Genomic DNA, 23,095 nt, shown 5'->3' on the forward strand with positions numbered 1-23,095 from the left:
AAAAAACATTAAAAACAGTTAGTTACGATATTTCGATTATTTGTTTTATTTATATTTGCCTTAATATGGTGCAGGTCGCACCAGATAAGTAACAGATAACAAAGTAAATAAAGCTAATATTGCTCCGTTTTCTGTAATGTTGAAATTAAGTTTCTCGCTATTTTCACCATCGGCAAACCATTATCCATCGCCGCTTTTCGTAGTGCGTCATGAGCTTGATTCTCATTAAGACCATGGTGTTTTTGGAGTAAACCTTTCGCTTTATCTATCCATTTTTTATCCATGATTTTTTGCTCTAAATCTGCAATTTCCTGCGTCAGTTTTATTTGGTTATCACGCACTTGCTTTGCTCGCCCAATCCAAGTTTCAAACTCGCAGTCAACCGTTGATGGCAGTAACAAATACCCTTCTGGGTCTGGTAATATATTGAAAGTATTAATATTAAATTTACGAATAAAAATAATAAGAGGGGTACTATTTAAAGATGTGAGTTTGATGATCTCTTTTAATTCAGCACAAGGCTGTAGCCATGAAGTCACAATAGTCGCGTCAGGATATTGCGTTAATATCCCAGCTAATTGATTAAACTTAACCTCGATAACAACGCTAAAATCAATGGCAACACGCTGCGCTATTTTGCTTTGTTCTTCTTGGCTGTCGCAGCAAATAATAATAGGGATAACTGACATAATCTTTCCTTGATAACAACGTCTTTCTATACAAGTGGTTATTTTCCTATTACATACATTGCAATTAGACTGCCAACTCTAAAAACAAAACTATAAATAAGTCTATTTATTTAAAATCAGTCCCTTAAAGCAAACACACTTGCTCAGTTAATTGCCTTGCTGTGCGCTGTAATTGCTCACGTAGCGCTACCACATCACCGATAATGATCAAGGCGGGTGATTCACCTTTAAGATCTTCGGCTAATGCCGCGAGTCCTTTAAGTTGTTCAATATAGACCGCTTGATTAACGGAGCAGCCATGACAGATAACCGCAACAGGTGTCTCTTCACTTAACTTGGCCTCAATTAATTGGTTTTGTATCTGTTGCGCTTTCTCTAACCCCATATAAAACACTAAGGTTTGCCCATTCGCGACAAGTTGTGACCAGGCATTAAAAGCCCCCGTAGCTACATGGCCTGTGACTAAAGTAACGGAACGCGAAACTTCACGGTGAGTAAGAGGAATACCAGCAGAAGCCGCGCAGCCAATCGCGGCAGTAATACCTGGAATAAATTCATAATTAATATCTGCATCCACCAAAGCTAAGGCTTCCTCTCCTCCTCGCCCAAAGATCAAAGGATCGCCCCCTTTAATTCTCACCACGTACTGCCCTTTAAGCGCTTCTGATATTAAGATCTGATTAATCTCTTCTTGAGATAGACTTGGTTTACCACAACGCTTACCCACATAAATATGGATAGCATCGGGGTTAGCCAACGCAATAATATCTTGACTGACTAAACGGTCATAAACGACAACCTCGGCTTGCTCAAGTGCGCGTAATGCTTTTATCGTTAATAAATCAGGATCGCTCGGGCCTGCTCCCACTAAACTTACAAATCCGCGATCAGGCTTACGACTTGCAGGTGAAAGCGGCCTCAGTACCTTTTTATACCCCTGATCATCATGAGGCTGGAATCGGCTTTTTAATACTTGTTTAGCGGTACGTTTGATTGTTGAAAAATCATCCATGATTTCATCCTTCATTTATAATTGAACAGTTGGAATAAGTTGCTGACTTTCAAAAAAATGTCGTTCAACTTGTGGTAGGCAGGTACCACAATTAGTACCGCATTTTAATTGCTTAGTAAGATCGGATAATGATGTGATGTTATTGGTGACAATCGCTTGTTCAATCATCAGATCCGTAATTTGAAAACAACTACAGACAAGCGTTTGTTTACTCTGCTGACAACCTAGAGCTTCAAGCACATCAGTCATCACAAAAGGTTGATTAACACTGTTTACAAGGGTTGTCATATCAACATTTATTGGCTGATCACTAAAAAGATGGATCGCCGTAGTATTCAATTTAGCATCAGGGTTAATAGCCTTGGCTAACTGTACTAAGGCAAATCCCCACTTTTGTTCTACTAATAAATACTGCTGTTTAGATCCAGATAAAGATCGCAATAGCGCCGTTTTGTCTAAGCAAACATTACCTGCATATCGCCAGATCCCTTTGTGCTGATAATGTTCATTCTGATACGTTTGGAAACTGGCATATTCATAGTCCAATTTTGCTGGAATATCCCCTAATGACACACCATGAAATTCCATCGAGATCGGTGTTAGCTTTACTTGTGCAGACTTAAAACTAGGCTGACCAGATATTGGATCACAAGCCACTATCACACTTTGATTGATAGCAGATTTCGCACCGTATTTCCCAGCCCAATGCATAGACATAAACACTTGCTGCTGACTAAGTGTCGAATCAAAAACAACCCGAGCAAGGTGTTTATTCACATCTTGATAGCTCTCAAGCGATTCAATACAAACAAAGCCGCCATCAACCAACCCAACATGTTTAGCACTGGTTGGATGAATATAAAGACTAGGCTCGACTTCAGACTGTGCCAATACGGGAACATGCCCAGTGCGTGTCATGGTATGCCATTGATCACGTTGTCGGCCAGTGTTAAGCCAGAAGATCGATTGAGAAGCATCTTGCGCTAACATCACATTTGAAGACGTATTTTCAGTTGGTGAAGGCGTGACGACTAATTGGGCTTTTCTGGTTGGGGTAGAAAATAAAGGAAGATTATTATGTTGTTCAAATACGCGATTACTGGTCGAATTAAGAGGCCATTGCTGCGGCTGCCACGTTTGATAATCATCATCACTAAGCAGTGCTAAACATGAAATATCAAATAACAAATCAGTACTATTATTAATCCCACTCAAGGCTGCATGTTCACGGAAAATATCTGCTTCTGATTGATAATCAAACGCTTTGCTAAAACCTAACTTCTTCGCCACATCACAAATCATTTGCCAATCGGCTTTAACTTCACCAGGCATTGCGGTAAATGCCCGCTGTCGACTCATCATACGCTCTGAGTTTGTTACCATACCTGATTTTTCGCCCCATGCCGCTGCTGGTAATAAGCAATCTGCATACGCTGCTGTATCTGATTCAGGCGTAATATCAGAGACAATCACATATTCACACTTTTCTAATGCTCGGCGTACTTGCTCGTTATCTGGCATTGAAATCACTGGGTTAGTTGCCATGATCCACAACACACGGATATCACCGTTTTCTACGCTTTTAAATAAATCGACCGCTTTATGCCCTGCCTTTGTTGCGATATTAGGCGCTTGCCAAAATGCTTTAACTTGCGAAATTGAATCATCATCAAAGCCACGATGAGCGGCGAGTTGATTAGCAAGACCACCCACTTCTCTTCCTCCCATCGCATTAGGCTGACCTGTTATAGAAAAAGGGCCACAACCTTGTTTTGCAATTTTTCCACTAACTAAATGGCTGTTAATAATGCTATTGGCTTTATCTGTACCACAACTTGCTTGATTCACCCCTTGGCAAAATACCGTCACAGCACGCGGCGCTTCCTTCATCCATTGGTAAAATGTTGCTAGTTGCTCAATCGCAATGCCACTACTTTTACTTACTTCAAGCAATGAATATTTATCTTTCATTACCTCTTGCTGTAATGCATCAAAACCTTCAGTTACCTGAGCAATAAAATCACGATCAACAGCATTGTTCTCTATAAGGTAACGAATTAACCCATTGTAAATATCAATATCTGTATCATTGGCCAATGCTAAATGTAAATCCGCTTGCTCTGCTGTTACCGTTTTACGCGGATCTATCACCACAATTTTTAATAGTGGATTTTGTTTTTTTGCTTGTTGGATACGTTTAAAAACAATGGGGTGAGTCCACGCTAAATTAGAACCCACCAGCACAATTAAGTCCGTGTTGTCTAAATCGCTATAATTGGTAGCAACAATATCTTCACCGAATGCTCGATTATGTGCTGCAACAGCAGAAGCCATACATAACCGAGAGTTTGTATCGACATGGCTACTACCAATAAAGCCTTTCATTAATTTATTGGCAACATAATAGTCTTCCGTCAATAACTGACCTGATAAGTACATACCAATGGCTTCAGGACCAGATTCTGCTATCACACGACTAATGGTTTCAGCAATTTGACTGGTTGCCTGATCCCACTCGACAACTTCTCCTTTAATTTGAGGATATAACAAGCGATTAGGTTGGCTCATACTGGCTGCGAGTGACGAACCCTTTACACAAAGTGCACCACGATTTGTTGGGTGAGATACATCACCAATAATCTCAGACTGCTTTGTTACAACGCCACAGCCAACGCCACAATATGGGCATGCTGATTTAATTCCTTGGCTAATCATCCCTTCCCCTTAACAATATCGCACTGCCACTGAAATAAAAAAAACGCTTATCCCGGGAAGAGATAAGCGCCAATGCTTAACGTAATAGTGATGTGCAATAAAGTTAATGCAGTGAGTATGCCAACATGAAAAAATAAAAAATTACTATTAAATAACAGTAGGTTAGTTTTTATCCTTTTACTTTTTAAATTCTACCGTAATCTCCCATAGCACCAATATAATGCTTCATTGCACAACGATGAGTCATCAAGATGCAGACTCTGGCCACGTCATATCATCAACACGTTCATCCGCAATATAAAATAGACGAGTAGCAGGCGTAATAGATTGGTTTAATGGTGGATTGACTTGAATCCCCTTACCGTCTTCATAGGCAATAAGGATAGCATCGTGCTGATATTTAAAATGCTCAAACAATAATGCAAAGGTCGTTGGTTGTTGTGCCGTTGGGTAATCAATCGCATATTGAGTCATCCCCTTATCCGTACTCAATAGCTCTTGATGAAGCAAACTCGAACCCGGATCGACGGCTGATTTAGCAAGCATTTCAATCGCAACCGAAGGAATACATTCCGCATTAGGACAATGAAGCTTTAATAAATCGCTCAGCCCCTCATCATCAAAATAAGCCAGTAAATGTGCATTTGGATTACGACCTGCCGCAAATAATGCAGCAGTTAAGGTTACATCGTCATGTAGCGCATCAACAATAATACAACTGGCTTTATCTATACTGGCACGCGACATTTCTTCTGCATTGGTATAGCTAGTGACACGGACAAATTCAATCTTATCAGGCATAGGGTTTTCGATTTCAGAACGCGTGCACAACACAATCGTCCGACGCCCTGCCTCTTCATGTAGTAACATTCGTAACATGCTAAGCGTTCGATTTTCATTCCAACCCAACAGTAAAATATGCTGTTCCATTTGAAGACTCCTTTTTCCTAACATGCCACGTCGCCAAACACTCACGAACAAGGTTGCTACCCGACCAACAACAATCGCAAATAACCCTAAACCCCCCGGAATAATAAATAGAGCAGCCATCCATTTACCTAGTGCGGTTTCAGGAGAATGATCGCCGTAGCCCACAGTAGAAGCTGTTACGACTAAATAATAAAAGAAAGTGGAGAAAGAACTACTTAATTGTTTTTCACCCACAAGAAACAGAAGTAACCAACTTATTACGATGTATAGACCCGTGATAACTGCAATATTTCGCCCAGTTAATTGAGAGAAATATTTTACCGTGATCCGTTGTAGGTATAACCACAGCCCCATATTCACCCCACACTTAAATAAATATAACCCTCACATTTAAGCGTAGCTTGTTAAAAGTAATTATTTAAAAGCCGTACTCAACTTGTAAAACATTCATATACCTTTCAAAAGAAATAACTAAAAACAACCACCAATAATGAAACATTAAATACTACAAATTATTCACAACAACGTCTTTAATTAGCATTTAATTCTATTATCGATTGCTGTATATTGCTTTTTTTTATCAGTATGAGGATATTAATCTCCGTGTTAATTACGCCGCCTTAGTTTCTCCCCCCTCTAGCTATCACAGCTAACTTAAGCACAATACTATCTTCGGTATTTGGCTTTTCCTTTGCGCTATAAATTTATGTCCTCAGGGCTGATTTCTCGCGCCTAAAATTTATCAAACAAACATAAGACTCATACCTGATCTCTTTCAGGTGCGTGTTGACGTGTAAATATTGAGAATTCAATGTTCAAAAATTTAAAACTCGACTGGACGTCTAATATTCGTGGTGACTTACTTGCAGGGATCGTTGTTGCTTTAGCATTAATTCCTGAAGCGATTGCCTTTTCTATAATTGCAGGTGTTGATCCCAAAGTAGGGTTATACGCCTCATTTAGTATCTCTGTTGTCATTGCCATTACAGGTAGTCGTTCTGGAATGATCTCTGCTGCAACGGGTGCTATGGCACTGTTAATGGTAACTTTAGTCAAAGATCATGGCCTAGAATACTTACTTGCTACAACAGTGCTAACCGGTATTTTGCAACTTTTAGCCGGCTATTTAAAATTGGGGGAATTAATGCGTTTTGTTTCCCGAGCCGTTATTACAGGCTTCGTTAATGCATTAGCCATTTTAATTTTTATGGCACAATTACCCGAATTAACCAATGTGACATGGCATGTCTACGCATTAACGGCGGCAGGTCTTGGTATTATTTATCTATTCCCTTATATCCCAGTTATTGGAAAATTAATCCCATCACCACTTGTCTGTATTATAACCTTAACCACTATCGCCATTATGTTCGGAATAGATGTACGAACTGTGGGTGATATGGGCAACTTACCCGATACTCTTCCCATTTTTCTATGGCCAAATGTGCCTCTAAATTTTGAAACCCTGAGTATTATTTTCCCTTATGCGATAGGACTTGCCGCGGTTGGTTTATTAGAATCAATGATGACCGCAACTATCATTGATGATCTCACCGATACAGCAAGTAATAAAAACCAAGAATGTAAAGGTCAAGGCATTGCCAATATTTTTACAGGCCTGCTCGGTGGAATGGCGGGATGTGCCATGATTGGGCAATCCATTATTAATATAAAATCAGGTGGACGAGGAAGACTGTCTTCTTTAGCTGCTGGTGTGTTTTTATTATTTATGGTTGTTTTTCTTGGCCCTTGGATAAAACAGATCCCAATGGCTGCATTAGTTGCTGTGATGATCATGGTCGCAATCGGTACTTTTTCATGGCGATCGATATTGGATCTTAAAAAGCACCCACTATCGACTAACCTTGTCATGCTAGCGACAGTCGGCATCGTTGTCGCAACCCATAATTTGGCTATAGGCGTATTAGTCGGTGTAATACTTGCGTCATTGTTTTTCGCGCACCAAATTAGCCATATGACCGTTCAGAAAAGTGATCTGACGAAAAATAAATCCCGAGAGTATGTCATTATTGGACAAGTCTTTTTTGCCTCATCCAATAAGTTTATCGAGTCATTTGATTTTAAAGAAATGATAGAGACAGTCACGATAGACTTATCATCCGCGCACTTCTGGGACGTTTGTTCGGTAACAGCATTAGATAAAGTCATTCTCAAGTTTCGTCGTTCAGGAATTCATGTCGACCTCATTGGAATGAACTCGGCATCCCGTACTATTGTCGATAAGTTCTGTATACACGATAAACCAGACGCTCTTGATGCACTGCTAACTGGACATTAATAACAATCAATAGTTAACATATGACTATATAATCAGTGAGTTAGCAACAAACTAGCTCACTGACTTTTTAATATAAACACACTAAATTTTGGCAATTATCTGCTTACCCCCTAGCCATGAACTTAACAATGACTATCTTCGTCTTCATATTCGATTCACGTTTGTCATTTCTTTGTGATACTCGCTTTGCCCTTGCTCAAGTCTATTTACAGCCCTAAACACCTCGTTTATTGTCTGCAATAAAACAACAGTCAATTACATAGTTATGAAGAAATATGGACTTATAGGCGCAGTAGCACTGATTATGATTTGCTGCTTTTATTACAATAAAACCGAACAACCAACGGCTAATATTGCGCATTTTTCTAAGCAAGAAAAAACACTGCAATCAAAGTTAGAGCTTGATATAAACCAAACCATTCTAGAGCAGGCAAAAAAGTGTATTAATAAAACATCAACAAGAAAAAACTTTCACTGCCCGATTGATATCAATACTGCTGAAATCGTAATAAATGGAAAACTCAACATTATACGAACAGGTAACCATTACGATATTCATACCACAGATTTTGTTTATAACGATAAAGCAAGAAAAATACAGACCTCAGTAACCACCGAAGATCAGGGCTTTTATCAAATTAACGATGCATTACAAATTGTGAACTTTCGCCTTACTTTTCATCAAGGTGATAAACACTGGTATAGCGAATCAACCCAGCCATTTACGTTTTCTGAGTCTTCAGATAATGCGATCAAAATTGTAAAAGGCTCAACAAGAAACTATGGTTGTAACAACTCCTATTTTGATTGGCACTCAAGCAATCAGAAGGTGTTAAACGCCTAATATCAAGCAACCCAATTATTCCCCCGATTGGGTTGCTTGATGCCTTAACTATTAATCATAACAATGGGTTTTATCGCTACGTTTTTGTTAGGTAGTTAAGATGCTACAGAGTCGCTTTGTGATCACAATTGAGTTAGCTAAATAGCTAACTCATTTGTGGACAAAAGTAAGTTATGAACAAAAGCGTACTCTGATTTTTCGGATTACGTGAGGTATTGCAACCGTGCACTCAAGAATAACTAATTTCTAACTTTACGGGCTTATCTAGGAAAACAGTGCGTTCGCATTAAATTTTAATCCAGCTTTATGAAATTCTTTAAGTAGCTGATTTTGCCAGTTTGTGTCTGTTGGTATATAGACGACTCCTTGAATGTCGTTTTGAATCTCAACTTCAGGCTTAACCATTGCTGAGACTTTCTTACGCCCTAGTCGCGCAATGAAATACCCATGCTCAAAGACAACGTTCTGTCTAGCTCGGTCCTTTAAGTTTTGAGTTCCTTTTTTTCTACCCTCATCACACGATGTATAGAGGACAATCGCATAATCCACATCCCCATACTCTTCAATCTTCTCGATGATAGTATTACCACCACTAGCTTGGTTCATGAGTACTATAGGATCTAAGCCTACAGTTCTAACAAAGAGTTCAACCTGCATTCTCAGGTTGTCATCATGACCATGTACGATAAACACTTTCTGTTTACCGGCTTGGGTTGCTGGATTCATTGGTTGCTCAGTTGGTACAGGTTGTTGAAATATCGCTTGTACAGCCTTTTGAAAATCTTGCCGCACTGGTGCTTGAGTCGTTTGTTGTGTTGAGGGGAACCATGACGGTTGAATCGTATTCCCTATCGGTTGCTTGATAGGGGCTATATCGCTTTGTTGACTATTAAGTTGAGTTGAGTATGTGCCACGACTTAACTGATTGGCGATATTTAAACACTTATCCCTTAGTTCATCACTGTAGCCAGACGCGTCATTATAAAAACCAGACGCACGCTTATCATCGTAGTAGTCAATCAAACCTTTAAGTACACGTCCGACGACCATATCGCTACTTACTTGCCAAAAACCTCTCATGCGGTTAGCTTTCGACCCAGAACCTACTTGATATTGAGCCTCATCAATATCAATGCTGTAGTCTTCAAAAAACTCAGCCAAAGTCCTGTGTGAGAAATCGAGTAAATGACCGCTGCTCATTTGCAAGTACGTCTCTAGTAGCCTGATATCTCTTTTTGCCAGTGTTGCCATAAACTCTCCTTATATTAGAGATATTTTACCACCGCAACAGAACTACACCAGTTATAAATTCCATCTAATCAATAATTTAGAAAGATTGGGTGCAGTTCAAAGCTTAATTGAGCTTAACTAACATTATTTGATACATGTTGATATGGTGGTTGTGACTGGAACAATGAAATTCCTTGTTTAAGTGCCAGTCTTCTTTTTTGGTCATATCAAGGAGAAACAAGCCGGACTCATAGTTCGGATTTTAATTTTTGAAGCCTATGCTTCTACTTCATATAGACAAGTACAACACCTATCTCAAAAACTTATAGGTCTATGAAATTTAGTGACTATTGATATTTCGAGGAGAGTATTATTCAGTTAAACTTGGCTCATAACATAAAAAGGATTAAACCATGAATACTTCAGTTGCTACGGTAGACGAACAGATAGCAGAGTCAATAGAAACCTCACATGCAGCGATAATGAGCGAGTTCTCTAAATTCAATTTTGCTGAGTCTATGATTGAGTCAATTTGGAACTCTTTGGATGCAAACTCAACAGAAGTCAATCTAGAGATCGAATTGCTAAATGAATTCGGTAACATAATGAGAATCGTTGTTACAGATAATGGCGATGGCATTCCGTATGACAGTATCCCTTTTACATTCAAAAAGTATAAAGATTCTCAGAAACGTTCTTATAGATCCCCTATGACTAAAGGCGAAAAAGGTCTAGGTCGATTTGCATTCCATAAATTTGCACATGAAGCAAAATGGATAAGTAAATCAAAATTTGGTACCTGCTCTATTACTATGAATGCGGATAATCTAAGTGTATTTAGTAGGAAAGAACTTACAAAATTAGATGCTGATGCATTCAGAAAAGGTACACGAGTCCAGTATGAGCGCATCAATTCAGACTTGAACAAGCAGGTTTTCGACCAACAAATAGTGCCTTACCTTCAAACACACCTTTCTTGCTATTTACTGGTGTCAGATCAGACTTCTATAAAGATTGATGGAAAAAAACTAAAACCAATCGACCACAAAATTACGCCTGACGAATACGTTGTAGGTGGTTTTGACTTTTCTGCTCGTTATGTAACTTGGGCTAAAAACCCGAAATGTAACTCATATGTTTACTTTATAAATAAAAAAACACAAAAGGTTATTTACAAAGCCTCATCTAAGCTTAAAAAAGCTGGATTTTATACCAGCGCATATGTGGAATCAGACTTTTTTGATAATTTTGAGCCAACTCAAGGTCAACTAAACTTAGATGACAATTTCAACCTTGATAGTCCGGAGTTCATCGAAGTTCTTACAAAATCTAGAAATGCTCTTTCTGATTCGTACCGTTCCTATAAGCTCAAAGAGGTTGAGCGATTAATCGAAGAATATGATGAAAATGAAATCTTCCCCAACTATCGAAAAATGGGCGAAGTTGACATTATCGCGGAGTATAAAGAAGAAACTTTAAAAAATACGATAAAAATACTCTATCAAGCTGAGCCATCTTTGTTCGGGAAAATCAAAGATAATAAGAAGCATATGAGAGTGTTTATCGGTTTACTTGATAGAATCTCATTTAGTCCTTCAGAAAATTTGTTTAGCATACTTGATGGGGTCATTAACTTATCGAGTAAAGAAGAAAGTGACCTAGCTGGTATTCTAAAAGACAACAAACTGTCGAACATCACAAAAGCAATTAGTAAAATCACCAAGAGACAAGAGGTTCTAGATATCCTGAAGAGCCTCATTGATGATCATACCTCAGATTCAAAAGAGAAGCATATTCAAAAAATTATTGAAAATAATCTATGGATATTTGGTGAGCAATACAACTTACTAACTGCTGAAGAACCAGACTTTGAAGACGCACTAAAAGCATTACTCGAAATTAACGGTAACGAGGATTATTACCAGAAGGGCTCTGTTACTCATAAAGATAAAAATGCCGAAATGGATATATTTTGTACTCGCCGATTCAAAGAAGTCGATGTAAATGGAAAAGAGTACTATAAATGTTTAGTCATTGAGCTAAAACGCGCTTCTGAGAATATAAAAGATATTCACTATAACCAGTTGATGAAGTATTTTTCGGTTATCGAGTCCAACCGCCAATTTACGGATGGGAATCACCATTGGGAGTTCCTGCTAATAGCTAAAGATATGGGACAAGATAAGAGTACATCCATAGTTCGAGGGAACCTAAAGCAATTTAAAGGTACGCCAGGTCTGTTGTTTGAAAGTGAGTCGAATGAGCATCGTATATTCTGTAAAACATGGGATAACATATTTAGTGGATACAAAATAAAATATAAACATCTATTAGATAATTTGGAAATTCAAGCTCAGAACATAATGAACAAAACACCAGACCAACTAAGTGAAAGAGCTGTAGAACTGGGTTCTGAAATATCCTAAACTAGCCGGAGCCATGCTGCTAACTCTACTGACTTGACTATTATTTGATTAGACCGTTTTAGTGTTGTAATGGTTGATAGTTACGTCGAATTTACCCCGTGATACAACACGGGGATTCACAACGAACAGCATTAGAAGAATGGATAACTTCTAGTAGGGCAAAACCCTATGAACAGTATGCGAATGAGTAAAAGAACTATCAAACAATGGGGCATTGCTGAGCTAGCCATGGAAGCTAGCTCGAATGTGGACAGAAATGAGCTGGAGTATTCGCTCGCAAGCGCCTTCTTCGGATAACTTAAATTTGGGGAAACTATCAATTAGCTTAGTAAGCTCATCAACCACATCTTTAGAGCTATATGGTTAATGAGATAGAGGAGGTAACCAACTTAGACTTTTTCAGCATAGTACCCCTACAACTGGGAGTGTAGCCAAAAAGCAGCAGGAGGCATCGGAAGGTTATCTAATAAGCTGCTCTGAAATACCTTTTAATGAGGCAAAACAGGTATCAAAGTAATGTGGTTCTGTGTTGTACACCATTGGGGCCACAAACGCGTCAAAACGTTTACGAAACTCCTCGTTGGCTCCTAGCTCTTCTAATCCCAGCTTTAACTCATTACGTGGATCGTCAACAAACTCCTGATGTTGGTTTCCATATCGCTCCTTGTCTTCTTCCAACACGGTATCAAACATCGGCTTTAACACGTCTATATCAATCGTATGCTCTGCGCTAATGCAGTGAACATCGTAGATGTGACGAATCAATGTTTCGTCATCCTTACGCTTTGGATCCCGCTTGACTGACATGGTGCGGCGTAACATGAAAAGCACTTTTTCAACCAACGTCGAATCAATGGAAATACACGACATAGCGCTTACTTCGGCAGGTTGCGTGTAGCTCTGTGCTACCAGCGATGAAATAGAGCGAGATTCAACGCCTTGAAGTTCAATGGTTTCGATGAGCTCAAGTTTGATATAAGGTCGTAGACACGGTGCTTGATGGTATTTTGAGGGTACTCTATTTCGATTTCGACATAGCGATACTCATCGCGTACCGTTTTATCACTGTAATTCAGATAAGGGTGCTCAACTAACCTCGCAATGAGGTGTTCGACTAACGCCTTACGAGCTCTTTTCTTCGCACCTGTGCCCTTGTCGAGAAATTCCTGAGTTGGAATCAATTTTATGTCGACGTCTTCAGACATACGCAGGATCTTAATGTTGGACTTGGCCAAAGCTGTTCCACCTGAAAAAACGAGCCGGTGGTGCTCACTTTCCACGTTTTCCAACATGCAAGCAGTGACACCACCCAATAGTCCTTTTCTGTGATCGATGGGTTACCTAAGTCGAGGGCATAAGAGACTTCAAGAAACTGCTTTTTTAGTTTTGGTATGCTCATTGTCGATTATTCAATACTCTATTACCAACCTTAAGGCTACGGTTGAAATGCTTAGAATCCCACGTGTATCTGATAGACGCTGGTATTTGAGTGGACTGTCCATTGATGCTCTTCAATGACATGGCATCCATCTCAAAATCTACACCGCGCAATTTTAGGACCTCACGCATGATTGCGTCAGTACCACCGGGGTTCATTGGCATCGGTTTATTAGTTAGGCTGTTGATCGTTGACTTGGTGTATAAGCCATATCCGATTTTCATCAGTACACCTTTATCCACGAGTTTTTTCAAGACACGACCAATTTGGCTATAGCTCGCATAGTTGTCGAAATCTTTACGTTCGAACACATAGCGGCGAGAGCGTTTTATCTTTTTATAAATACGGTCAGTTGCTGTCATAATTCACCCTCCTACATAGTGCTTGATCTTAGTATACTTGAGCCCATCGTAATTTGATTACGGCATCCATTTAATAGAAAATACGACGTGAATATTTTTATTACCAACTTATGATTATGTTTTTATTTGATTTTTTACACTTACAAATTAACGACCTGCTTTAGCATTTATAATCGACCTAATTCTAAATCTAACCTTTATATTGGAGTAAATGGCTATATAGCGCGTGACTACCGAATGAAGCTCATGTGTACTCACTGACAGGGAGAGGAATTATTAGTCTTGGGCTGTTTTGACCTGTAACCTCGTTCGTAGGGCTTTAAAACGATCAGTGAGCAACACTTTTGTATTGGTTGTACGCTCATGGATCGAGCTTCTACTGCTGCCTTTACTTAAAACGCCACTAATTATTGTGCACTTAACTTTACATTAAAGGCATGAAATAAATTGAGCCAAAAAGTAGCTTCTGAAAATGTTGCAAACATCAGCCATAACACGAAATGGGGCAAATTTGAGCTAGCTCGATGTTGGACAATTCTGAGTTAGATGTATTGCCAATGCATAATGTAAAAAGGCATCGTTAAGCATGACGAATGTTACAGCATCTCTCCTCTTTAACTTCAATTCGCAAAGAAATCGCGACTATCAAAGAAACACACTTTCTTTACTTACAGTCACCAAAAAGTCAGCTAGTAACAAGTAAGATAGTTATTACACATTAAAATGTGCTAACCACCTAACACACCCTTTATTTTTGCCATAATAATTGCGTCTTATTGTTTTTTTATACTAAAAATAACAATGACATATTTATGATAATTATTTAATTTTATTTATACTTAACATGTATAAACTACGTTATTTTGCATTGTTCAATTATCAATAACAGCGTAAATATAATCATGACCATACATAACATAAGGGATACGAATGTTTAATTTTCAAAAAGTACTGAAATGGGTATTTAGCTTCGCTTTACTGCTCCAACTGACCGGTTGCGGTATTAATACAATTCCAACGCTCGATGAACAAGTAAATGCAGACTGGGCACAAGTTGAAAATAATTACCAACGCCGTGCTGATTTGATCCCGAACCTTGTAGCAACGGTGAAAGGCTATGCTAGCCATGAAAAAGATACCTTAACGGCTGTTACAGAAGCACGTGCAAAAGTCTCTTCAATGCAGGTTACCCCTGAAACTTTAAACAACCCAGAAGCGTTTAAAAAGTTTGAAGCAGCCCAAGGACAACTAAGCAGTGCGCTATCTCGTTTAATGGTCGTGTCTGAGCGTTATCCTGATTTAAAAGCCAATGAGCAATTTATCGCACTACAAGCACAACTTGAAGGCACAGAAAACCGTATTGCCGTTGCTCGTCGTGATTACATTAATAGCGTTAAAGCCTTTAATACAGAAATTCGTACTTTCCCAGGTCGTATTTGGCATTGGATCATGTATAGCGATTTAACCGTTAAACCAAACTTCTCAGCAACGACACCCAATGCTGATGTTGCACCTAAGGTAGCATTCTAATGATAAAAAAAGTCCTGTATTTTACCGGACTCTTGTTGCTAGTTAGCCAAGTTTGTTTTGCACAACCCACCTTCCCAAAACTGACGGGACGTGTGGTGGATGATGCGCATATCCTTAATGCTTCGCAAACAAAACAGCTAGAGCAACTGCTTGCGGCTGAAGAGAAACAATCTTCAAACCAAGTCGTTGTTGTTACCATTCCATCAACAAATGGGATCCCTATTGCCGATTATGGGTATCAACTCGGTCGTAAATGGAGGATTGGCAATAAAGAGCATGATAACGGTGTGCTATTAATTGTTGCCTATAACGACAAGAAAATCCGGATTGAAGTTGGTTATGGCTTAGAAGGTGCACTGCCAGATGCGACAGCCATTAGTATCATCAACCACGAAATAAAACCTGAGTTTAAATCAGGACAATTTGCCAAAGGGATTGAAAATGGCGTATTAGCGATCCTTGGTGCAATTAAAGGTGAATATAAGCCTGTGGTTCAAGAAGAAAAACCGTCTTATGATCTTTACCTATTCATACTCTTTGTCATCGTGATTCAAATTATCGCCTTTAGCCGACGCAGAAGTAATCGTTCACAATATTATCGTCGCAATGGTGATGTATTCACCAGTGGTGGTTTTGGTTCGGGGAATTTCCCTCGCTCTGGCGGTAATGGTGGTGGCTTTGGCGGAGGCAGCAGTGGCGGTGGTTTTAGCGGTGGCGGCGGTGGCTTTGGTGGCGGCGGCGCATCAGGAGGATGGTAAATTTGAAGTTATTTACTAATGAACAACTAGAAACAATCAGCCAAGTAATTGGGGAAATTGAAAAAACAACCGATGCTGAATTAATGACTGTTGTTGCAACTAAAGCCGACGACTATTATTTTGTACCGACATTATGGGCAGCAATTATTGCGTTATTTATTCCCGCCCTACTCAATTTTTTACCTTTTTGGTTAGAGTTAAACGATGTTCTATTATGTCAGTTAGTCGGCTTTATCGCGTTTACCTTGTTATTTAGGATCCCTGCGATTAAATATCGTCTGGTACCAAAAGCAGTGAAACATCGTCGTGCTAGCCTTGTGGCAAGAGAGCAATTTCTCGCCAATGGTATTCATCGAACCAAGCAGCATTTAGGCGTGATGATTTTTGTTTGTGAAGCCGAACATTACGTTGAAATATTAACGGACTTCGGTATTAGTGAACAAATCAGTGATGAAGCATGGAGCTCTATTGTTGCTGATTTCACAACCAATGTTCGCGCAGGAAAAACCTATGAAGGCTTTCTGCAGTGCTTAGAGCAATCAAGCAAGTTACTGGCTAATGCTTATCCATTAACTGAAAACAAAAATGAGTTACCTAATTGCTTAGTCGTGATTAGTTAATCTCAAATACCACACCCAAAAGGCGCTCACTGAGCGCCTTTTTCTTTATTACCATTTTTATGTGTATATAAGCATTTAGGTGCTTCTCGGCAGCAACGTATTAGACTACTGAATCAGTGTTACGTCCTAACATCACGTCCCGTTATTTGTTAACTAAACAACCTTGTATATATCATTTGGTTGCAATGATTTACATTTGCTCAGTCGCTGTTAACAAAATATCACTATATTTTCTTTGAATATTTTTTGTCTAACGTACACAGCCACATTGTATGCCGTAATTAACCGATTAAAAGGACGTCCAATGAGAAAAAGCTCACTTTTCGTAACAGTGTTACTAGCTGTTGGTACCCTCTCTTTTTCAAAAGCTATGGCTGAAACCGTAACAATGCATAAAGATATTCAAGGGGTTTCCAAGATCGCTTTAAATTCAGCGGGTGATCTTTTCATCAAACAAGGGAATAAGGACTCTCTTAGAATAGAGATCGATAAGGCACTCGTACCCGAACTTGATGTATCCAAAACTTGGAACACACTCAATTTAAGCCTAAAACATAGTAATAACTATCGACCTAACTCAGTGAAATACTACGTTGTTATGAAAGACATCACTGGAATTAGTACGAAGAACTCAGGAAAAGTTATTATTTCCTCTAACATCAAGGCAAAAGATCTTGATTTAAATGTCGAAAATAGCGGTAGCATTTCGACTAAACAAATTAATGTCAGTGATTCAACCAATATTGCACTCGCTAATAGTGGCAGTATTTCAGTTGGAAATTTAAATACAAATAACTTCCAGCTTAACCTGAAAAATAGTGGGTCAATTGATATCAGCAACCTTAATGCAAATAACCTTGATTCATCACTTGCCAATAGTGGTTCCATTAATATTTCAGAAGGTAAGGTAAATTTGCAAACTATTAAACTTGAGAACTCAGGAACATATAAATCAGGCGTCCAGGCTAGTCATGCCGATATTCATATTTCAGGCTCTGGAAATGTTTATGCCGATGTCAAAGATCAGGCTGCGGTCAATATTTCAGGTAGTGGTGATCTTTATGTTACAGGCTCACCAGTATTTAAATCGGTATCAATAACTGGATCAGGGCAAATACACTCAATGTAAGCCTACCCATTACTCTTATCTACGATAATCGTCACGAGCTTGTGATTCGATAGAAACAATAAATAACTGGTTTAAATTAGCAAAACACTCGCATAAACCAGCTGTTTTTATTCTTATCATGCTGTCTTTTTTGGGGCTTAAAAAGGTTAAACAAAACAGGAAACTAATGAATAATTCAATAAAAGCTAAGCGCTACGACTACCTGGATAATATCAAGTGGGTGTTAACGATAATTGTGATTTTGCACCATAGTGCAATGACTGCAAACTTGGAACCAATCGGATTTAATTTGCCCCAAGTCAAAGAGTCAATGCAATATCAATATACGATTTTAGGCACATTTTTGAATATCAATGCGTCATTTTTTATGTCGCTGTTTTTCTTTATCTCTGCCTACTTCGTGCTCCCCTCCTTTGAGCGTAAAGGGGCTGGAAAGTTTATGTTGGATAAACTGAAACGCCTCGGGATCCCTACTTTAATGACCTTGCTTGTGATTCTTCCAATGATGTCACTTGACTATGCCGTATCAAACATTAAAGGCTTTTTCCTTACCGGAAATATTGATTTGGGAGTTACCTGGTTCTGTTGGACCCTGATAGTGTTTAGCGGAGTATTTGCACTCTGTTCTCAAATCACCGCTGGGAGTCAAAAAGTTTTCGTTGATAAACCGATCCCTTCATTTTGGAAGATTCTACTGTTTACCATAATAATGATTCCCGTCAATTTCTTTGGCTTGTATCTTATGGATACGCTAGGCAGCACTTTCTTAGGGTTTCGCCTTCTTAAAAATTTTCCAATGTATATCAGCATGTTTTACTTTGGCGTCCTAGCTTATAGGTATCAGTGGCTGGATAAGCTGGAATTGAAACACGCGTTTTCTGGGATCCTAATGTGGATTATAGCTATAGCATTCATCAGACCAATAGCTTCCAGCTATGGTTTTGATGCAGATATGGTTATTCGTGGGTTCACCGTGATAGGAATGTCGATGTTTCTACTATATTGCTTCAAAGAGCTCTTCAATACCAAGGGACAATGGAGTTCAATGTTGACCCGTACCGCTTTTGCTGCATACGTTGTGCAGAATGTCCCAATGAAATTGACCGCAGATTTTTACCAGTCTTTTATGACCCAGACTCCCTTAATAAACTTTGTAGTTATTGCTATTCCTTCGGTGATAGGCTCTTTTGCGATTGGCTATCTTATTTGTAAGACACCCGTCCTAAAACGTATCTTCTGAACAAGCTAAACATGTGACTCTGTCATCTGATGATGGAGTCGCAGCCTATCAGATTAATTCTTCGTATGAGCCACAGTAGCAACCACAAACTAATCCATCTACACTATATCCTCTACAAAAAGTATGCTTCTTTCTGTCCGCCCACACAGCTAGATATTAACCATTAGGATTAATGTTACATTTGAGAGATACACAGCATTACTCTTCTTCCCACTAGCTGTACACTCTATCCAGATCGCCTTACAAGACCTAGATTTTATGAATAAAGGAATCGTTCTGATGGTAAATCGTATCCATTTTACTTGCGTAAGTATTTAACATATCGACAGCTTCAGCAAAGTGATACTGCTCGCTAGCATGATGAGGCAACTCGGTTTCATCAATCGTTAACTGCATATCTTTCTGATACTGAGAGTGGTATTCCACTTCTGTTGTTAGCTCAATATTCACATTTGTATCAAAATAGGCCGTTTCTAAACGCATCTTTTCATGTGCTGGTAGCGTTTCATTCGCTTCTTTTACCATTTGACTCAACTCTTGCTTCACATCCATTGCGATCTGATCTGTATCTGCCGTGATCATCAAGATAGGTCTCTCATTATCCTCGCTAGTAATCGTAACCGTGGTGGTTAATTGCTCATCATAAACTTCACCCAGCCTAACCTCACCACTTGCGACATTAAGAATATTCTGTGAGGTCAATAAATGGTAAAAAGACTGCCCACCAATAACGATAGCGCCAAGAACAATTCCTAAGGCTATAACCCACGCGTTTTTCATAAACATATCTACTATCAATTAGTTATATTTATTATCTTAGCCCTGAATAAACGAAAAATTGTGACCATAATCACATTGCATTCTTTTTTACTGCCTGTTCACTCTTACTGATAAAAAACAAACAGTGTATTTTATAAATTTCTCATTAAAACCAACACCTTGACTATTTTTTTATAAAATTGAAATCTTCAATTACATATCTCACTGTTTATTATAAAAAAACCAGAAATAGGTCACTATTACTTTTGATCCTGATTCTACGATTTTAGTTCTAAGGATTGAAAAATAGAGAAATACCCCAAGATATAAGAAATAAGCAGAGCACAATAAAACCGTAACTAAACTCTTATCGCTTTTATTTACACTTAAATCTGACTTAAAAAAATAACAACAAATACAACGCCTTATCGCAATCGTTGTACCCTATTTTAAATTTTCTTTTATGCTCAATAAAAAGAAAATACTTGGAAGGACATTATTGTGAATACAAAAACAACAAACGTGGTTCATGCTGCTTCACTTAAAGCGCCAGTCGCAAAAAAAGTTCCACATGAAATGACCATCCATGGTGATACACGTACTGATAATTACTATTGGATGCGTGATGATAAACGCAGTGATCCTGAGATCATTGCACACTTAAATGCAGAAAATGCCTATACCGAAGCGGTTATGCTGCATACAGAAACATTACAACAACAGCTGTTTGACGAAATTAAAGGTCGAATTGTAAAAGATGATAATTCAGTGCCCGTAAAACAAGGCAGTTACTTCTATTCAAGCGAAGTAACGGGTGATAATGAATATCCTGTTTCAGTTCGAGCTGACGATTTTGCAGGAACGAATAAAACCGTATTACTTGATATTAACGAACTGGCAAAAAACCACGAGTACTATAACGTTTCAAGCCTGAGCATTAGCCAAGATGAAAATTTACTGGCTTATGGTGAAGATACCGTTAGCCGTCGTATTTACACTATCAAAGTAAAAAACCTAACAACAGATGAATACCTATCTGATGAAATCACAGGTACCAGTGGCTCTATTGCGTGGCAAAACGATAACAAGGCGTTTTACTACATCAAAAAAGATCCGCAAACCTTACTGGGTTATCAGGTTTATCGTCATCAATTAGGTACAAACCAAACAGAAGACGTGTTGATTTTTGAAGAAAAAGATCAAACGTTTTATACCTCAATAGGTAAAAGTAAAGATAACGAATTGGTGTATATTTGGCATTCAAGCACTGAAACCAGTGCGGTTTCTATTATCGATGCTAACGATCCAAACGCCACTGCAAAACCATTCTTAGCGCGTGAAGAAGGCTTAGAGTACAGTATTTCGAAACTTGGACAGCAGTTCTACGTACTGACTAATTATAATGCTGTTAATTTCCGCTTAATGAAGGTTTCAACCGATCAGCTTGGTGATAAGTCAAAGTGGCAAGATGTAATAGCGCCAGCTGAAGGGGTGATGCTGGAAGATTACGAGCTATTTGATAACTACCTTGTATATCAGCAACGTTCAAATGGTTTAACCCATGTGACAGTTCGCCAATTAGATAGCAATGAAGAGCGTGAATTACACTTTAATGATGAAGCATTCACCGCTTTCTTCTATGGTAATAAAGAGCTTAATACCAATAAGCTTCGCCTTTACTATTCAAGTATGACAACGCCAGCTTCTCACTTTGATATCAACCTTGATAACAGTGAATTTACGTTATTAAAACAGGCTGAAGTACTAGGTGATTTTAACGCTGATAATTACCAATCTGAGCGCTTGATGATCAACGCTCGTGACGGTAAACAAGTACCTGTTTCTTTGGTTTACCGTAAAGACTTATTTAAAAAAGATGGCACCAATCCGCTTTATCAATATGGCTACGGTTCTTATGGTTCAACCATTGATCCTAGTTTCTCATCATCACGTTTAAGCTTACTTGATCGTGGTTTTGTTTATGCGATTGCCCATATTCGTGGTTCTGAAATGCTAGGTCGCCCTTGGTATGAAGATGGAAAGAAACTCACCAAGCAAAACACCTTTAATGATTTCATTGATGTGACCAAAGCCCTTGTTGAGCAAGGCTATGGCGCTAAAGATAAGATCTTTGCCGTTGGTGGTTCTGCGGGTGGTTTATTAATGGGTGCCATTGCCAACCAAGCGCCTGAATTGTATTGCGGAATTGCAGCACAAGTACCGTTTGTTGACGTTGTAACGACTATGCTTGATGAGTCGATCCCACTAACAACGAACGAATACGATGAATGGGGTAACCCAAATCAAAAAGAGTATTACGAGTACATGTTAAGTTATTCGCCATACGATAATGTCGGTAACCACGACTACCCAAATATGTTAATCACAACAGGGCTGCATGACTCACAAGTACAATACTTTGAGCCAATGAAATGGGTTGCTAAGCTGCGTGAAATGAAGACAGACAATAATCGTTTATTGTTTAAAACCGATATGGAAGCAGGTCACGGTGGTGCGTCAGGTCGTTTTAAAGCACTCCATGAAGATGCTCTAGAATATGCTTTCTTTATCGATTTACTAAACGAAAAATCGACTAAGTGATTAGTCACCAAGCTAAATAGATCGGTTTAATCCCATTAATTTTATGGCGTGCTCAAGAATAACATAATCATCGAGCACGCCATGCTTACTGTATCTCAATTAACTCAACACTGGACTGAACTTCGTCCATCCCACCAGCAGTAAACAAGCAAAGAACGCCCACACTAATGCTGACAATGATAGTGTCCAAACTAGCTCATATTTATAACTAAAATAATAAACAGCGATGAGATAGGCCGCATACGGAATTAACGAATAAAGCCCAAATAATGCCGTCATACGCAAATCTGCCATGGTGCGTTCTGTGCCGACAATGTAGTGAGCGATTAAAGCAAAGGTGGGAAATAACGGCACTAAGCCTGAGATATAAAAGCTCTTACTTTTAGAAAGTAACGCAATGAGCAAAACAGCAAAAGCGCCTAACAAACACTTGAAAAATAACGCTACCATCAATGATCTTCCTTTATCAGATCGCAGTGATCACTTCTTAGATAGCAGCAATTTACCTTAAAA

General features: G+C 38.8%; 17 protein-coding genes and 1 pseudogene. 9 read left to right on the plus strand and 9 right to left on the minus strand.

Going from position 1 to position 23,095, the window contains the following annotated elements:
• Positions 1-113 precede the first annotated feature (113 nt).
• The 4 genes from I3259_RS01550 to I3259_RS01565 form a co-directional block, all read right to left on the minus strand.
• The gene (locus I3259_RS01550) at positions 114-689 is read right to left on the minus strand and encodes an ANTAR domain-containing protein (protein WP_238028005.1); all 576 of its coding nucleotides are present in this window, start codon (positions 687-689) and stop codon (positions 114-116) included.
• 124 nt (positions 690-813) lie between these two features.
• Complete coding sequence (gene cobA, locus I3259_RS01555; RefSeq protein ID WP_238028006.1) at positions 814-1,701, minus strand: uroporphyrinogen-III C-methyltransferase; 888 nt, start codon at positions 1,699-1,701, stop codon at positions 814-816.
• Between the two features lie 15 nt (positions 1,702-1,716).
• Positions 1,717-4,416, minus strand: coding sequence for a nitrate reductase (locus I3259_RS01560; RefSeq protein WP_238028007.1), 2,700 nt, complete (start codon positions 4,414-4,416; stop codon positions 1,717-1,719).
• Positions 4,417-4,662: 246 nt separating this feature from the next.
• Positions 4,663-5,700, minus strand: a complete 1,038-nt coding sequence (locus I3259_RS01565; RefSeq protein WP_238028008.1) for an ion channel — start codon at positions 5,698-5,700, stop codon at positions 4,663-4,665.
• A gap of 457 nt (positions 5,701-6,157) precedes the next feature.
• Here I3259_RS01565 and I3259_RS01570 point away from each other — a divergent pair, with 457 nt between their 5' ends.
• Both I3259_RS01570 and I3259_RS01575 read left to right on the plus strand, forming a co-directional pair.
• Positions 6,158-7,645 carry a SulP family inorganic anion transporter gene (locus I3259_RS01570; protein ID WP_238028009.1) on the plus strand — a complete coding sequence of 496 codons (1,488 nt, stop codon included), beginning with the start codon at positions 6,158-6,160 and terminating at the stop codon, positions 7,643-7,645.
• Between the two features lie 265 nt (positions 7,646-7,910).
• Positions 7,911-8,489, plus strand: coding sequence for a hypothetical protein (locus I3259_RS01575; protein ID WP_238028010.1), 579 nt, complete (start codon positions 7,911-7,913; stop codon positions 8,487-8,489).
• A 264-nt stretch (positions 8,490-8,753) separates the two neighbouring features.
• Here the strand turns inward: I3259_RS01575 and I3259_RS01580 are convergent, their stop codons facing one another.
• Positions 8,754-9,689 carry a nucleotide-binding protein gene (locus I3259_RS01580; protein ID WP_238028011.1) on the minus strand — a complete coding sequence of 312 codons (936 nt, stop codon included), beginning with the start codon at positions 9,687-9,689 and terminating at the stop codon, positions 8,754-8,756.
• A 443-nt stretch (positions 9,690-10,132) separates the two neighbouring features.
• Here I3259_RS01580 and I3259_RS01585 point away from each other — a divergent pair, with 443 nt between their 5' ends.
• Entirely contained in the window at positions 10,133-12,145 is a 2,013-nt protein-coding gene (locus tag I3259_RS01585; RefSeq protein ID WP_238028012.1) for an ATP-binding protein, read from the plus strand.
• A gap of 459 nt (positions 12,146-12,604) precedes the next feature.
• Here the strand turns inward: I3259_RS01585 and I3259_RS01590 are convergent.
• Both I3259_RS01590 and I3259_RS01595 read right to left on the minus strand, forming a co-directional pair.
• Positions 12,605-13,544: pseudogene (locus tag I3259_RS01590) on the minus strand (nucleotidyl transferase AbiEii/AbiGii toxin family protein).
• A complete protein-coding gene (locus I3259_RS01595; protein WP_023935358.1) occupies positions 13,541-13,945 on the minus strand; it encodes a DUF6088 family protein in 405 nt (134 codons plus the stop codon). Before I3259_RS01595 ends, I3259_RS01590 begins: the two are co-directional and overlap by 4 nt.
• A 930-nt stretch (positions 13,946-14,875) precedes the next feature.
• Here I3259_RS01595 and I3259_RS01600 point away from each other — a divergent pair.
• The 5 genes from I3259_RS01600 (at position 14,876) to I3259_RS01620 (ending at position 19,222) form a co-directional block, all read left to right on the plus strand.
• On the plus strand, positions 14,876-15,475 hold the full coding sequence (locus I3259_RS01600; RefSeq protein WP_238028013.1) for a LemA family protein: 600 nt from the start codon (positions 14,876-14,878) through the stop codon (positions 15,473-15,475).
• The gene (locus tag I3259_RS01605) at positions 15,475-16,233 is read left to right on the plus strand and encodes a TPM domain-containing protein (protein WP_238028014.1); all 759 of its coding nucleotides are present in this window, start codon (positions 15,475-15,477) and stop codon (positions 16,231-16,233) included. Before I3259_RS01600 ends, I3259_RS01605 begins: the two co-directional genes overlap by 1 nt.
• Positions 16,227-16,853, plus strand: coding sequence for a TPM domain-containing protein (locus I3259_RS01610; protein WP_238028015.1), 627 nt, complete (start codon positions 16,227-16,229; stop codon positions 16,851-16,853). The genes I3259_RS01605 and I3259_RS01610 overlap by 7 nt, the downstream gene beginning before the upstream one ends.
• 304 nt (positions 16,854-17,157) lie before the next feature.
• A complete protein-coding gene (locus I3259_RS01615) occupies positions 17,158-17,982 on the plus strand; it encodes a DUF2807 domain-containing protein (protein ID WP_238028016.1) in 825 nt (274 codons plus the stop codon).
• A 166-nt stretch (positions 17,983-18,148) separates the two neighbouring features.
• Positions 18,149-19,222: an acyltransferase gene (locus tag I3259_RS01620; protein WP_238028017.1), complete on the plus strand. Its 1,074-nt coding sequence runs from the start codon at positions 18,149-18,151 to the stop codon at positions 19,220-19,222.
• Positions 19,223-19,471: 249 nt separating this feature from the next.
• On the opposite strand, the gene I3259_RS01625 is transcribed toward I3259_RS01620, so the two are convergent.
• Positions 19,472-20,002: a hypothetical protein gene (locus I3259_RS01625; RefSeq protein ID WP_238028018.1), complete on the minus strand. Its 531-nt coding sequence runs from the start codon at positions 20,000-20,002 to the stop codon at positions 19,472-19,474.
• A gap of 480 nt (positions 20,003-20,482) precedes the next feature.
• On the opposite strand from I3259_RS01625, the gene I3259_RS01630 reads away from it, so the two are divergent.
• Positions 20,483-22,582: a S9 family peptidase gene (locus I3259_RS01630; RefSeq protein ID WP_238028019.1), complete on the plus strand. Its 2,100-nt coding sequence runs from the start codon at positions 20,483-20,485 to the stop codon at positions 22,580-22,582.
• 99 nt (positions 22,583-22,681) lie between these two features.
• Here I3259_RS01630 and I3259_RS01635 read toward each other — a convergent pair whose 3' ends face one another.
• A complete protein-coding gene (locus tag I3259_RS01635) occupies positions 22,682-23,032 on the minus strand; it encodes a GlpM family protein (protein ID WP_238028020.1) in 351 nt (116 codons plus the stop codon).
• Between the last annotated feature and the right edge of the window lie 63 nt (positions 23,033-23,095).

It is taken from the genome of Photobacterium sp. Ph5 (genome assembly GCF_022129445.1).
Taxonomy (GTDB): domain Bacteria; phylum Pseudomonadota; class Gammaproteobacteria; order Enterobacterales; family Vibrionaceae; genus Photobacterium.